General features: G+C 70.5%; 14 protein-coding genes. 10 read left to right on the forward strand and 4 right to left on the reverse strand.

All coding sequences use genetic code 11. The features are described from left to right. The first annotated feature begins 84 nt into the window (after window positions 1-84). Window positions 85-1,122, forward strand: coding sequence for a hypothetical protein (locus tag Aco04nite_RS15840; protein WP_212997982.1), 1,038 nt, complete (start codon window positions 85-87; stop codon window positions 1,120-1,122). Window positions 1,123-1,180: 58 nt separating this feature from the next. Here Aco04nite_RS15840 and Aco04nite_RS15845 read toward each other — a convergent pair whose 3' ends face one another. Beyond that, complete coding sequence (locus tag Aco04nite_RS15845; RefSeq protein WP_212997983.1) at window positions 1,181-2,665, reverse strand: arabinofuranosidase catalytic domain-containing protein; 1,485 nt, start codon at window positions 2,663-2,665, stop codon at window positions 1,181-1,183. A 334-nt stretch (window positions 2,666-2,999) separates the two neighbouring features. Beyond that, window positions 3,000-3,956 carry a DUF4034 domain-containing protein gene (locus tag Aco04nite_RS15850; RefSeq protein WP_212997984.1) on the reverse strand — a complete coding sequence of 319 codons (957 nt, stop codon included), beginning with the start codon at window positions 3,954-3,956 and terminating at the stop codon, window positions 3,000-3,002. A gap of 62 nt (window positions 3,957-4,018) precedes the next feature. On the opposite strand from Aco04nite_RS15850, the gene Aco04nite_RS15855 reads away from it, so the two are divergent. Beyond that, complete coding sequence (locus Aco04nite_RS15855; RefSeq protein WP_212997985.1) at window positions 4,019-4,513, forward strand: GNAT family N-acetyltransferase; 495 nt, start codon at window positions 4,019-4,021, stop codon at window positions 4,511-4,513. A gap of 87 nt (window positions 4,514-4,600) precedes the next feature. Further along, window positions 4,601-5,425 carry an alpha/beta fold hydrolase gene (locus tag Aco04nite_RS15860; RefSeq protein WP_212997986.1) on the forward strand — a complete coding sequence of 275 codons (825 nt, stop codon included), beginning with the start codon at window positions 4,601-4,603 and terminating at the stop codon, window positions 5,423-5,425. A 132-nt stretch (window positions 5,426-5,557) separates the two neighbouring features. Here Aco04nite_RS15860 and Aco04nite_RS15865 read toward each other — a convergent pair whose 3' ends face one another. Next, window positions 5,558-6,502, reverse strand: coding sequence for a DMT family transporter (locus Aco04nite_RS15865; RefSeq protein ID WP_212997987.1), 945 nt, complete (start codon window positions 6,500-6,502; stop codon window positions 5,558-5,560). Between the two features lie 70 nt (window positions 6,503-6,572). Between Aco04nite_RS15865 and Aco04nite_RS15870 the strand changes: the two genes are divergently transcribed. Genes Aco04nite_RS15870 through Aco04nite_RS15895 form a run of 6 tightly spaced genes read left to right on the forward strand, consistent with a single transcriptional unit; the run spans window position 6,573 to window position 11,388 of the window. Continuing rightward, on the forward strand, window positions 6,573-7,490 hold the full coding sequence (locus Aco04nite_RS15870; protein WP_212997988.1) for a LysR family transcriptional regulator: 918 nt from the start codon (window positions 6,573-6,575) through the stop codon (window positions 7,488-7,490). Window positions 7,491-7,511: 21 nt separating this feature from the next. Then, on the forward strand, window positions 7,512-8,282 hold the full coding sequence (locus Aco04nite_RS15875) for a GNAT family N-acetyltransferase (protein WP_212997989.1): 771 nt from the start codon (window positions 7,512-7,514) through the stop codon (window positions 8,280-8,282). A gap of 28 nt (window positions 8,283-8,310) precedes the next feature. Further along, entirely contained in the window at window positions 8,311-9,213 is a 903-nt protein-coding gene (locus tag Aco04nite_RS15880) for an acyl-CoA dehydrogenase family protein (protein ID WP_244876030.1), read from the forward strand. Continuing rightward, window positions 9,207-10,085 (forward strand): PIG-L deacetylase family protein, encoded by an 879-nt coding sequence (locus Aco04nite_RS15885; protein WP_244876031.1) that lies wholly within the window; start codon window positions 9,207-9,209, stop codon window positions 10,083-10,085. The genes Aco04nite_RS15880 and Aco04nite_RS15885 overlap by 7 nt, the downstream gene beginning before the upstream one ends. Next, window positions 10,082-10,684: an SAM-dependent methyltransferase gene (locus Aco04nite_RS15890; protein ID WP_212997990.1), complete on the forward strand. Its 603-nt coding sequence runs from the start codon at window positions 10,082-10,084 to the stop codon at window positions 10,682-10,684. The genes Aco04nite_RS15885 and Aco04nite_RS15890 overlap by 4 nt, the downstream gene beginning before the upstream one ends. A 38-nt stretch (window positions 10,685-10,722) precedes the next feature. After that, window positions 10,723-11,388 carry a glycosyltransferase gene (locus tag Aco04nite_RS15895; RefSeq protein WP_212997991.1) on the forward strand — a complete coding sequence of 222 codons (666 nt, stop codon included), beginning with the start codon at window positions 10,723-10,725 and terminating at the stop codon, window positions 11,386-11,388. Here Aco04nite_RS15895 and Aco04nite_RS15900 read toward each other — a convergent pair whose 3' ends face one another. After that, the gene (locus Aco04nite_RS15900; protein ID WP_212997992.1) at window positions 11,389-11,856 is read right to left on the reverse strand and encodes a hypothetical protein; all 468 of its coding nucleotides are present in this window, start codon (window positions 11,854-11,856) and stop codon (window positions 11,389-11,391) included. Between the two features lie 256 nt (window positions 11,857-12,112). Between Aco04nite_RS15900 and Aco04nite_RS15905 the strand changes: the two genes are divergently transcribed. After that, complete coding sequence (locus tag Aco04nite_RS15905) at window positions 12,113-13,993, forward strand: carbohydrate-binding module family 20 domain-containing protein (RefSeq protein ID WP_212997993.1); 1,881 nt, start codon at window positions 12,113-12,115, stop codon at window positions 13,991-13,993. The last annotated feature ends 76 nt before the right edge of the window (window positions 13,994-14,069 follow it).

Below are 14,069 nucleotides of genomic sequence, written 5' to 3' on the forward strand. Positions count from 1 at the left end.
GTGCCCGACGGTGATCAGCGGTGGTCGCTGCTGATCGTCAGGGAACAGGCGCCGCGGCGGCGGGGCCGGTGGTGGACTGGTCGGGTGGAACCGGAGCTGGATGATGAGGAACTTCAGCAGCGCGAGCTGGTGATGGCAATGCCCGCTCTGCCGCTACGGGCCCACGCGCAAGTGACCGCGCCTGTCGCCGGAGATCGGCTGGTGGGGGTGGCGGTCGGGGCCGGGAATGAAATGCAGGTGTTGTGGTGCGCGGCCCGGGACCGGGATCCGCTGTTCCAGCTCGGGGGTGGTTGGCGTTCCCCGATATCTCACGGGAGGCCATTGCGGGCAGTCGACGTACGGCTGAGTGTGCATGTGGCGGGCGTCAGTGCGCTGGTCCGGACGATTCCGTCCTTTCCGTTCGCCTTTCCGCTCGTGCGTATGTTGCCGGGCGGGCGGATTCTGGCCGTGGGGAACAAGTGCGTCTGGCATCCGTCGGGGCCTGAGCGCAACGCCGTCGTCTACGGCGCGGATGGCCGGGTCGAGGCCGAGGCGACCTGGGGTGACGACATCTTGCACCTGATGGTCGGCGCCGATGACACGATCTGGGCAGGGTACGGCTCGATCGCGATCTGGGGCAGCGGCAACGGGTGGGGCGGGCCGGGCCCGGCGCCGCCGGGATGTCCCGGGCTGATCCGGTATTCGGCGGATGACCTGAGCCGGACCTGGAGCTATCCGCGGGAGAGTCCGTGGGGCGGCATCGATGACTGCGCTGCGCTGAACGTCGCGGACGACGGCACGTGGATCTCCTACTACAGCGGCTTGCCCCTTGTCCGGATTACGGAACGCGGTATTGCGGGTTGGCGCACCGACATTGTCCGCGGCGTCAGGGCTGTGGCGGTCGGCTACGAGCACGTTGCGCTTCTCGGGGGCTACGGAGCCGGCTTCGACGTGCTGACCGTCGGCACGTTGAACGACGGCCGGTTCGACATCGCCGGGCAGTACCGGCTCGTGTTGCCCGATGGCGGACCGATCGGCCAGGGCGCGGTGATCGGCCGGGGTGCTCTGCTGCACACGGTGATCGGGGACACCTGGTATCAGTTCTCGGTCGATGACCAGTTCACCTGGAGCCATCGGGAGTAGGGGTGCGATGCCCGTCGTCCGGTGCCGGACGACGGGCATCGCGGTCAGCTGACAGCCGTCAGGAGGTGATCGACCAGAGCTGGCAGGTGTTGTTGAGCCACATCCAGAGGTCGGCCTTGGTGCCGTTGGCGGTGCCGCAGTTGACGTTGTCGAGGACCATGCCGCTGTTCTCGGCGATGAGTTCGTAGCGGCCGTTGCCTGCGGGGATCACTGCCCATTGCTGGCAGAGGTTGCCCAGGGAGTCCCAGAGGTTGACGGCTGTGCCGAGGGCCTGGCCGCAGTTGACGGCGTCGAGGACCTTGTTTGCGTTCACATTGGTGATCGTCCATTTGTTGGCGCCGACGTTGGTGAAGCGCCATTGCTGGCAGGTGTTGCCGAGGGCGGTCCACTGGTCGATCGCTGTGCCGTTGGCGGTGCCGCAGTTGACGGCGTCGAGGAGTTTGCCGCTCTGGAGGTTGGTCAGTTTGTAGGTGGCGCCGTTGACCGGGAAGGTGACGCTCTTGGTGTAGCCGACCGAGACGATGTTTGACTGGACGGCGTTCTCGGTGGCGTCGGTGGGGTAGCCGCTGGTCATGACGCCCTCGAAGAAGGAGCCGACGGAGCCGTTGCTGTTGTCGCCGCCGATGCCGAGGATGATCGCGCCCTGTTTGGTCATCGGGTTGTAGCCGGACTGGGTCGGGAGTGCGCCGTTGTAACGCGTGGCCAGTGAGCCGGACTGGGCGTTGCCGTCCTTGATGGCGTACGCGGAGGTGCCGTTGTTCTTGAGCACTGCCGTCACGAACGGCGTGCTGCGACCGGTGTTGGCCGTCCAGGAGCCGTTGCCACCGGCGAACAGGCCGTTCTCCAGGTCCGCGGCGACGCGCGGGCCGGTGGCGCACGGCGAGAACCAGCAGAGCGTACCGAAATAGATCGCGTCCATGTCGCCGTTGCCCGTGTCGTTGTTGCTGGTCTCGGCGTTGCCGTAGTCGAAACAGCAGCGGTCGTTGTAGTGCGTTCCCTCGGTCACCATGTACATGCCCTCGGGTGCGCTGCCGGTGGCGATGCCGTTCGTGGCGTTGTTGCGGTAGCCGTTGCCGGCCGAGATGTAGACGCCGTAGACCTTGTGGCCGCCCGCGGTGACGGGCAGCGCCGCGGCGTTCGAGCCCTGGTCGGCGGTCGGGTTCGCGCCGCCGCCGGGGGCGATCGTCAGGTCGTTGTGCCGGGTCGTCTGGTCGTAGATGCGCACGATCGTGCAGTAGGTGCCGGAGCAGAACGAGTCCTGCGCGGCGGCGTTCGCGTAGCCGCCGGCGCTGAGCGTGCCGATGTTCGACGTGGCGCCGTCGGACCATCGGCGGACCTGGTAGAGCGATCCGTTGTACGCGCCGAACAGGGCACGCGTGGTGCTGTGCGCGGCGACGCAGGGGGTGCCGCCGCTGGCATAGATGTCACAGGACAGGGTGCCGGCGGCCTGGGCCGTGGTGGGTGCGGCGACCAGGGCGACGGCGGCGAGCAGGACGGAGGCCAGGAGTGCTTGCCATGATCGGCGCAGGGAGCGGAATCCCATGATGTGCCTTTCGCGAGCATGCGATGCAGCGCTTGTCCATGGCGGGCGCTGCGGGAGGACGGGCACCGGTGTGAACGTTAACAAAGATTTACTTACATGTTTCGATTTTGTCAAGGCCGTGAGGGCGGGGTGCGGCGGTGGTCAAGGCGGGAAAGATCTTGGCGAGGATCACCGCCGCACCGGCTCCGAAAGCCGCGGCCGGGAACCGTCGCCGGGTCGCCCGCGGCGTTGCGCGGTGCGACCCCCTGCGTTCTGTCTGTCAGGAGCGGCCACAGTGGAGATCGTTCCTGGGCGGTTGCTGAGTTGAACCTGTCGGGACCCTTTGTTCGTCCGGTCAGCCCCGATGCGCGTACGCGCGGTCACGGGCCTCGCGGAACTGGGTGACGGCATCGCCGCGGTAGGCCCAGATCCAGCCACCGACGTTGTCCCCGAGCAGGTCGAAGACGCGGGCGGCGGCCTCCGATTCGCCGGCGAGGTCGAAGCCCATCGCGAAGGCGTTCGCCCGGGGGATCCAGCCGTGTGTGAACTCGAGATCGGGATGGAAAATGGACTTCTCCGCGGCGGCGTGCAGTTCTGCGGCGACCTCCTCGGTGCCGATGTACTCGGCGTCCTCACCACCTGGCAGCGTCAGCCACATCTCGATGTGCGCGATGAAGATGAGCTCCGGGATCAGACTGGCAGCGGGTGCTGCAGCGGTGGCCTCGCGCGCGAAAGCGAACATCTCCTCGTGGCTGCCGAACCATTTCTTGCACAGATACTGCAGCCGCTGCTCATGCGCGACGACGTGGAACGGATGCCGTGCGGCAACGGCGTCGAAGCGGGCCCGCGCCTCGTCGGCGTCGATCTGCCGGCCCCGGGACGTCGTCACCAGCCACGTCCGCGCGGTGACATCAGCGGGGTCGCGATCGATGACCTCGTCGAGCGCGTTCTCGGCGATGCGCAGCCGGTGGAAGAAATCCCGGAACTGCTCCTGCTGCGTGTACTCCGCGCGTTTCGCACCGCGGGCCTCCCACGCCCAGTTGACCGCGTGGCAGCCCTTCACCAGAACGGGCAGCGTGGAATCCGGCTCGGCGTCGATCCATTCCCGGATCCATTCCTGCACGCCGCTCACATTGGCAGCCGCCTCCATCAGGTACGCCCTGGCGTCCGGGTCCGTGACGCCGGCGAGCACATCTTTCGCCGTACGCCAGTCCCGTGCCGTCAGCGCGTCGATCAGCAACCGCGCCCGCGGGTCACCCCCGGCCGGATCGGCGGTCAGCTCCGGACTGCGACTCTTCTTGAACGGCCACATCGATGGCTCCCTCCCCGTGATCGCGGTCGATCATAGGGGGCCATCGCGGATAAGCTGCGGCGGTGGTCGAGGTGCGGCGGATGGTCCCGGAGGACGTGGCAGAGATCTCCCGGCTGCGGGTCGCGGGGTGGCAGGCCGCCTACCGGGGAATCATCCCGGATTCCTATCTCGACGCGATGGACGCCGAGGCGGATGCCCGGCAGCGGGCGACCTGGCGGTCGAAAGGGATCGACCTGGTCGCCCACGACGAGAAAGAAAGCCTCACCGGGTGGTGCTGCTCGGGACCGGCGGGTGCGGCAGGGCACACGGAGATCTTCACTCTCTACGTACGGCCGGAGCTGATCGGATCGGGAATCGGAGCGGCCCTGCTGGCGGCCACCCACCGGCACTGGACGGCATTCGACGTCGAGGTGTTCCAGCTGTGGGTGCTCCGCGGCAACAAGGCCGCCCGGCGGTTCTACGAGAGGTTCGGGTACGCGCCGGACGGCACCGTGGAGACGTACGAGTATGACGGGGTCGCCGTGGAAGAGGTCCGGTATCGCCGCCCGGCGGGGTGAGCTTTTGTTCACAAAGACTTCGTGGCGGCGGCATCGGGGGGCGGATACGTTTCGAGGGACGGCTCGGCTCGACGGAGAGGCAACGGCATGCCCACGATCACCACGGTGGACGGCACGGAGATCTTCTACAAGGACTGGGGCACCGGGCAGCCGATCGTCTTCAGTCACGGCTGGCCGTTGTCGGCCGACGACTGGGACACCCAGATGCTGTTCTTCCTGCAGCACGGCTATCGGGTCATCGCCCACGACCGGCGTGGTCACGGGCGGTCCTCCCAGACCGGCGACGGCCACGACATGGACCACTACGCCGACGACCTGGCGGAGCTGACCGAGCACCTCGACCTGCACGACGCGATCCACGTGGGCCACTCCACCGGTGGTGGCGAGGTGGCGCACTACATCGGCCGGCACGGCGAGGCCCGCGTCGCCAAGGCGGTGCTGATCAGCGCCGTCCCGCCGATCATGGTGCAGACCGAGGCCAACCCGGGCGGCCTGCCCAGGAGCGTCTTCGACGGTTTGCAGGCCCAGCTGGCCGCCAACCGCTCGGAGTTCTACCGGGCACTCCCGTCCGGCCCGTTCTACGGCTTCAACCGCGACGGCGTGGAGCCCTCCGAGGCCATCATCCAGAACTGGTGGCGCCAGGGCATGATGGGCGGCGCGAAGGCCCACTACGACGGCATCGTCGCCTTCTCCCAGACCGACTTCACCGACGACCTCAAGAAGATCACGGTCCCGGTCCTGGTCATGCATGGCGAGGACGACCAGATCGTCCCGTACGCCGACGCCGGCCCGCTGTCCGCGAAACTCGTGCAGAACGGGACGCTCAAGTCGTACCCCGGCTTCCCGCACGGCATGCCCACCACCCAGGCCGACACCATCAACGCCGACCTCCTGGCTTTCCTGAAGTCCTGACCGGGCGGTGAGCCAGGCCGCGGATCGTCTCTCGGGTGGGCCTGACGGTCCACCCGAGGGTGGACGACGGTCTACCCGAGGGTGGACGACGGCCTACGCGAGGGTGCCCGGCTGCCGCCACCCGCACGATGCCTATCCGTCGGACGCGGTTCCGGGGGTGCTGGGCAGCCCGGCCACGACCTTGGCGGGCTGGCTGACGGGGGCCGGCGTGGTCGGTGCGGTGGGAGCGGGGGACGGGCGGGTGGAGAGCCAGCAGCCGGCGGCGATCAGCGCGAAGGCGGCCACGGTGCTGGGTGCCAGGTGCTCGTCGAGCAGCAGCACGCCGAGCAGGACCGCGACCACCGGGTTGAGGTAGGTGACCAGGCCGGCCCTGTTGGCCCCGGCCAGGCCGATGAGCTGGTAGAACGCGAGCAGGGCGACGGCGGTGCAGAACACGCCCAGGACCGCGAGCGCTCCCCAGGCGGGAAGCCCGACCGGCTCGGACGGCAGCGCGAGGAGTGCGAACGGGATCAGGATGACGGCGCTGATCGTGGTGGTGGCGCCGGTCAGGGCCTCGGCGGGGACGTCGGACAGGCGGCGTTGCACCAGGATCGTGGCGACTGCGTAGCTGAGGGCCGCCAGCAGGACCATTGCCGCGCCGAGCAGGCCCCAGCGGTCGCCGGAGACGTCGACGCCGACCAGGACGGCCACGCCGGCGAAGCCGACGAGCAGGCCGAGGACGCGGCCGCGGTTGAGGGGTTCGGTGCGGGCCATCAACAGGGCGATGACCGCGGGCTCGATCGCGATCAGCAGGCCGGTGAGGGACGAGCTGATGTGCGTTTCACCGTACGTGATGAGCGTGAACGGCACCAGGATGTGCACCGCCGACAGGGCGAGGACCGGCCCGGTGTGGCCGCGGAGCTTGGCCAGGCTGCCGCGCGCTGCCGCAACCGGGATCAGCACGAGTGCGCCGATGGCGATGCGCCCGGCGACCACGACGATCGGGGACAGGTCCTCGATGGCGACCTTGATCAGGAAGTAGGGGATGCCCCAGAGGAAGGAGACCAGCAGGAAGAGGAGCCACGCGCGTCGGTTCACCCGTTGAGCATCCGGGCGTACGGTGGTTAGCGGTAGTGGTTACCTGCTCATGTGGTCGTAAGGAAAACTGATGATCGACGTACGCCGTCTCGTCGTCCTGCGCGAGGTCGCCCGGCAGGGCAGCTTCAACCGCGCGGCCACCGTGCTGCGGATCACGCCGTCCGCCGTGTCTCAGCAGATCAGCGGGCTGGAGCGCACGCTGGGGACGGCGGTGGTGCGGCGCAGCACGCGCGGTGTCGAGCTGACCGAGGCGGGCCGGGTGCTCGCCGACGCGAGTGACTCGATCACGGCCGAATTGGCGTACGCGCAGAATCTGATCGAAAGGCTGACCGGCGGGGAGCGGGAGTCGCTGACGGTGGCCACGTTCACCAGCGGCGGCCAGCGTCTTCTGCCCGCGGCGCTGACCCGCTTCGCCGCGGAGCGCCCGGGGGTGGAGCTGACCGTGCTGGAGACCGAGCCCGAGGACAGCCTGCCGCTGGTCCGCGAGGGCGCGGCCGACCTGGCCCTGGCCTACCACTTCGACGGGCCGGCACCGGTGCGCCCGCGCGACCGGTCCGGCCTGATCTGGGCTCCGCTGCTCGACGATCCGATGTGGATAGTGCTGCCCGCCGGGCACCACCTCGCCGGGCGGGAGTCGGTGGCGCTGGCCGACCTGGCGCAGGAGCGGTGGGTGCACGGCTGCCTGTCGATAGACGAACTGCTGGCCCATTACGCGGCACTGGCGGGGTTCGAGCCGCGGGTCGCCTGCCGGGGCACCGATTACGTGTTCGCCCAGTCGCTGGTCCGCGCCGGGGTGGGCATCAGCATGATCCCGCAGATCGCACTGACGGCCGAGCAGGGCGGCCTCGTGATGATGCCCCTGGAGCAGCCCTGCCCGTCGCGCTTCGTCGGTATCGTCACCGCCCGGCGCACCCGAGCGAACCCGCTCGCGGAGCTGCTGGTGAGGACGCTCAACGACACCGTGGCGGCGCTGCCCCTGCCCGCTTGACGGTCACGGTTAAGGTCGGGCGTGGCTGACGTCTCGGTGAGGTTCCTCAAAGGACGGTCCGATCAGGACATTCTGGTGCAGCTGTACGACACCGTCTTCGTGCCCAGCTTCCCGCCGTCGGAACGCGAGCCGATGGCGAGCCTGGAGCGCGTCCTCGCCGGGGAGGAGCTGCTCGGTGCGGTGGCGATGACGCCGGACGGCGTACCCGTCGCCGCTCTTTTCCTGGAATGGTTCGCCGACATCCGCGCCGGGTTGCTGTGCTATTTCGCGGTCCGGCCCGACCTGCGCGACCGGGGGATCGGCCGGCAGCTCATCGCGTACGCCGCACCGCGCTGGCGAACGGAGCTGCGCCCGCACATCATCTACGCCGAGGCGGAGGATCCCCGGTCCGGCAGCGGCATCGCCGAGCACGGCGACGGACAGGCACGGCTGCGACTGTACGCGGGCTTCGGCGCCCGCCGACTGCCGATCCCCTACCTCATGCCCAGGCTGAACCCGGGAGAGACCCGCCTGGCGAACCTGCTGCTCCTGGTGGCCGAGGCAGACGACACGGTCGCCGCGCCAGCCGGCACGGTCGCGCAGCCGGGCGGCACGGTCGCGCAGCCGGGCGGCACGGCCGGGGCAGTGCCGGGCCTGATTCGCGGCGCTGCCGTCGCGGAGTTCCTGACGCGCTACTTCGCCCGCGCGGAGGGCGGCCCGGCGCACCCCGGCGACACCGAGCTGCGGGGGCTGCTCGCGGAATGTCGCCGGACGGAGTTCCTGCAGCTACGCGAGCTGTCCGGGCAGGATTGAGCGGGCATTCGAGGGGTACCCCGCGTGCGTGACAGTGATCGAGTTACCGGACCTGCCCCTGCCCGGGCACGGCGCCACGGCTGAACGGTTCCGGGGCCTGGCCGACCTCGCACGCCAGGACCTGGTCGCCGCCCGGCTCGGTGAGGGCCACGCCGACGCCGTCGCGATCCTCGCCGAGCTCGGCGCTCCCGTTTCAGGGGAACGGTGGGGCGTCTGGGCGGCGGCTCCCCGGTCGCTGCGCGCTCGGCTGACGGACGACGGCTGGCGGATCAGTGGCGACCGCCCGTGGTGCTCCGGCGCGCAGTGGTGCACCGACGCGCTGGTGACGGCTGCGGCTGACGACGGGGTGCGGCTCTTCTCCGTACGCAACACAGCTCCACAAGCGCAACCGCTCGACGGCACCTGGCCCGCCGTGGGCATGGCCGGCAGTGACAGCCGCACCGTGCGCTTCACTGACGCCGAGGCGCTGCCCGTCGGGGGAGTCGGCGACTACGTGGGCCGCCCCGGCTTCTGGCACGGCGGCGTCGGCGTGGCCGCCTGCTGGTTCGGGGGCGCGCTCGGTGTCGCCGACGCCCTGTACGCGGCCGCCCGCGACAAGGACCTCGGCCCGCACGCGCTGGCCCACCTCGGCGGGGTGGCGGTCGCGCTCGGTGCGGCCCGTGCCGTGCTGGCCGAGGCGGCGGCCGCCATCGACGCCGACCCGCGCCGTGACGCCCAGGCCCTCGCCGTCCGGACCCGCGCAACCGTCGAGTGGGCGGCGACCGAGGTCCTCGACCGGGTCGGGCGCGCACTCGGCGCCGGGCCGCTGTGCCGCGACGGCGAGCACGCCCGGCGGGTCGCCGACCTCACGGTCTACCTGCGGCAGAGCCACGCCGAGTCGGACCTGGAACAGCTGGGCCGGCTCGCCGTCGACGAGGACCCGGCATGGTGAGGCCGATCGAGGGTCAGGGCACCGCCGAGGCCGAGTGGCTGGCATGGGACGCGATGGCCGAGTGGCCGGAGCTGAAACTCGATGCTCCCGGGCCGCCGCTGGTCGTGGCCCCGCACCCCGACGACGAGATCCTCGGCGTCGCCGGGCTGATGACCCGGCTCGGCGCCGCAGACCTGGTCGCCGTCACCGACGGCGAGGCCTCCCACCCGGACTCCACCGTCTTCACCCGCGCCGAGCTGGCCGCCATCCGCCGCGCCGAAACCGCCGAGGCCCTGCGCCGCCTCGGCCTCACCGCCACATCCGAGGCTCCCGCCGCATCCGAGGCTCCCGCCACGTCCGAGGCACCCGGCGGTCCAGAGGCACCCGGTGGTCCCCAGGCTCCCGGCGGCCCCGGCGGCCCCGGCGGTCTTGGCGGTTCCGGCGTGGGTCAGGCGCCGGGCCGCGAGCGGCGTGCGCTGGTGCATCGGCTCGGGCAGGCTGACGGTGGGATCGACGAGGAGGCGGTGACCGCTGAGCTGACGCGGTTGCTGGCGCCGGGGCGGTGGTGCGTGGCGACCTGGCGTGAGGACGGGCACCCCGACCACGAGGCGGTCGGTCGTGCCGCGGCGCGGGCGTGCGCGGCGACGGGGGCCCGGTTGCTCGAATATCCGGTGTGGATGTGGCACTGGGCGACCCCGGGCGATCCGCGTGTCCCGTGGCAGACCGCGCACAGGATCCCGTTGATGGCGGCTGATCAGGCCGCGAAGGCCGCGGCGATCGCGGCGTTCCCCAGCCAGATCGCACCGCTCGGACCGGCCGGCGCCGACGCCGCCATCCTGCCGCCGCACATCCTGGCCCGTTTCGCCCGCACCTTCGAGGTGGTCTTCTCATGAGCACTCCGGTCAGCTACTTCGAGCAGATGTACGCCGCAGACCCCGACCCGTGGAGCTTCGAGTCCCGCTGGTACGACGCCCGCAAGCACACCCTCACGGTCGCGGCCCTGACCCGGCGTCGCTACCGGTCGGCGTTCGAACCGGGCTGCTCCACCGGCATGCTCACCGCCCGCCTCGCCGAACGCTGCGACACGCTGCTCGCCGTGGACGCGGTGCCCGCCGCCGCCAGGACAGCAGCGGAACGCGTCGCGGCCCACCCGCACGTCACCGTCGGCACGGCGCAGCTCCCGCACGAGTGGCCCGAGGGCACGTTCGACCTCGTGGTGCTCTCCGAGCTCGGTTACTACTTCGACGACACCGATCTGCGTACGCTCATCGAGCGCGCGGCCGGAGCGCTGGAACCCGGTGGTGAGCTGGTCGCCGTGCACTGGCGCTGGCCGGTCACCGAACACGCCCGCAGCGGCGACGACGTCCACGCCGCCCTCGCCGAGGCGCCGGGTCTGGAACGCCTCGCCCGCCACGAGGAGGCCGACTTCATCCTCGAGGTCTTCACCGCCGGCCCCGCCCGCTCGGTAGCCCAGCGCGAAGGCCTCGCGTGACCGTGCCCCCAAGCCCGAAAGTGATAGGACCCGGCGCAGTGACCCGGCTCGCCGTCGTCGTGCCCGCGCATGACGAGGAGGCCCTGTTGCCGGCCTGTCTCGACGCGCTGGCGGTGGCCGCGGCAGCAGTCCCGGTGCCGGTCGAGATCGTGGTGGTGGCCGACGCGTGCACCGACCGCACCGAGGCGATCGCCGCGGCAGCAGGCGCCGAGGTGGTCCCCCTGTCAGTCCGCAACGTCGGCCGCGCACGCAACGCCGGCATGGCCCACGCGCTGCGGCAAGGCCCGGAAACCCTGTGGCTGGCGACGACCGATGCCGACAGCCGCGTACGCCCCGACTGGCTGGTCTGGCACCTCGACCACGCACGAGCCGGCGCCGACCTGGTCGCCGGCACCGTGCGGGTCGACGACTGGACCTGCTGGCCCGCCGGCCTGCCCGAACACTACGAGGAGCACTACCGCCGCGCGGCGGGAGCCCACGTCCACGGCGCGAACCTCGGCATCGCCGCCGCCACCTACGTGGCCGCGGGTGGCTTCCCGGCCCTCACGCACGACGAGGATCAGGTCCTGCTCCGCCGCGCCCGCGCGCTGCGGGCCCGCATCGTGATGGACCCGGCCTGCCCGGTGCACACCAGCGCCCGCCGCCTGGCCCGCGCCCCGCTCGGCTTCGCGGCCCACCTGGCGCTGCTCGAAGTGGGCCTCTGATCAGAAGTAGACCGTGACGCCGACGGTCTTGCAGGCGGCGGTGAGGTCGTTGCCGGCCTTCTCGAACGCGGCGGAACCGGCCGCGGCGACCGGGTCCGGGGCCTTCGCGGCGGTGGCGGCCTCGGCGGCGAGCTGCCGGGCGGCCAGGGCCACGGCGCTGTCACCCGCGGAGAACGCCTCGGCGGTCACCTTGTCCGACAGGCCGTTCAGGATGGTCGTGAACGTGCCCGGTTTCGGGTCCGCGCTGTCGTTCGACATCTTGACGAGGTCGTCCTTCAGGTCGTCGCCGATCTTCTGGACGGAGGCGCAGAGGTGCTTGTCGCTCGCCACGGTCGAGGCCGCCGCGGTGGACGCCGATGTGGCCGGGGTGGCAGTGGCTGTCGACGCGGAGTCCTTGTCGCCGCACGCGGCCAGGGCCAGGGCGGACGTGACGGCGAGGGCGAGCGACAGAACGCGGGTACGGTGCACGATCGCGTACGGTAGCCGACTTTCCTGAGCGCCCCTCCACGACCCGCCCACAGGCCTGAACGGGCAGCTCGACGGGGGTGTTCGGGCGATGTGACGGGTTCCACTTTCATGATCAAAAACGGCAGTGCGGCCCGTGCAAATCCGGCATAAGCGCTCTGATCGTCGCCGGCAACCACCCTGAGTTAAGACAAGCCAAAGACAGCTGCCGCCGGCCGCTGATTGACGTGGATGGAACGCTCCGGCAGCGTCGCCGGTCATGAAACGAAGTCTGCGCGTCGTCATGGCCCGGGTCAGCGCCGTGTCGCTGCTGGCTGCCGGAGGCGTGGCCGCGGTCGTGCTCACCAGCCAGGCCGATGCGGCGGTGAGCCTCAACGACAGCGACGTGACCGCGAACCTGTGGGAGTGGAACTGGCCGTCGATCGCGAAGGCGTGCACCGACGACCTCGGCCCGGCCGGGTACGGCGCCGTGCAGGTCGCACCGCCGCAGGAGTCGATCACGCTGCCCACGAGCGTCGACGGGGTGCACCCGTGGTGGGAGGTCTACCAGCCGGTCTCGTACGCGATCAGCAGCCGCCTGGGCACCCGCGCGCAGTTCGCGAGCATGGTCACCGCGTGTCACACGGCCGGCGTGCGGGTCTACGCCGACGCGGTCATCAACCACACGGCAGGGCACGGCAACAGCTACAGCACCGGGTACGCGGGGAGCAAGTTCACGCCCGGCTCGTTCGACTACCCCGCCGTGCCGTACACGACCGCCGACTTCCACCACGCCGGTGACGGGTCCTGCAACGACGAGGACGGCCAGATCGACGACTGGAACAACGTCGCCGAGGTGCAGAACTGCGAGCTGTCCTCGCTGTCCGACCTCAAGACGGGCAGCAGCGGGGTACGCGACAAGATCGCCGGCTACCTCAACGACCTGATCTCCCTGGGCGTGGACGGTTTCCGCGTCGACGCCGCCAAGCACATCGCCCAGGCCGACTTCGCGCAGATCAAGTCGCAGCTCAGGACAACGACCGCCGAGGGTAAGGCGCCGTACGTCGAGCAGGAGGTCATGCCCGGCGGCACCGGGGGACTGGCCAACTCGACGTTCACCCCGAACGGCGACCTGATCGGCTTCTCCTACGCCCGCGGCCTCGCGACGCAGTTCCGTGCCGGCACACTCAGCAACCTCTCGGGCATCCCGTCGTGGAGCCTCGACGCGTCCAGCGCGCAGACCGGCGCGATGATCACGAACCACGACACCGAGCGCGACGGCAGCACGCTGCGCTATCAGGACGGCTCGGCGTACACGCTGGCGAACTACTTCATGCTGGCGTACCCGTACGGTAAGCCCTTCCTGTACGACGGTTTCACGTTCTCGACCTCGTCCACCGGCCAGTCGCCGCCGGCCGACGCGAACGGCTTCGTCAGCGCCACCGACTGCGGCAACGGCAAGTGGCAGTGCAGCACCCGCTCGACCGGGGTGAAGGGAATGGTCGCGTGGCACAACGCGGTCAGGTCCGTGACCACCGTCAGCGACTTCACCGCGACCTCGGGCAGCGTGGTCGGCTTCCACCGCGGCTCGCTCGGCTGGATCGGCCTGAACGCCTCCGGCAGCGCGTCGACCGCGAGCTACCCGACGGGCCTGGCCAACGGCACCTACTGCGACCGCATCACCGGCGGCGCCACCGGCAGCGGCTGCGCGGGCACCCCGGTCACCGTCTCGGGCGGCAAGGCCACGGTCACGATCCCGGCCGGCGGCGCGGTGGCCATCGACACCGACGCGAAGTCCGCCGGCGGAAGTGCCACGACGGCGCCGACGACGGTGCCCACAGCCACGGCCACGGCCACCGCGAGTAGCTGCGCCATGGTTTCGGTGAGCTTCGCCGCGTCGGTCACCACCGAGTGGGGGCAGAACGTGTTCGTGCTCGGCAACCAGGACGCCCTGAACAACTGGGGCACGTCAGGCGGCGTCGCGCTCTCCTCGGGCACCTACCCGGTCTGGACCGGCGCGGTCAGCCTGCCGAAGAACACGACCGTCGAGTACAAGTACGTGAAGAAGGACGGCGCGACGCTCACCTGGGAGTCGGGGGGCAACCGCACGTTCAACACCGGCACCGCCTGCACCAGGACCCTCACCGACACCTGGAAGTAGTCCGTTACACAGGGTCCGCACAGGCAGAAAAGACACATGCCGCGGCGGCCGTGGCCGATGGGCAGGGGCGAACGAG

Source organism: Winogradskya consettensis (assembly GCF_018332715.1).
In the GTDB taxonomy this organism is placed as follows: domain Bacteria; phylum Actinomycetota; class Actinomycetes; order Mycobacteriales; family Micromonosporaceae; genus Actinoplanes; species Actinoplanes consettensis.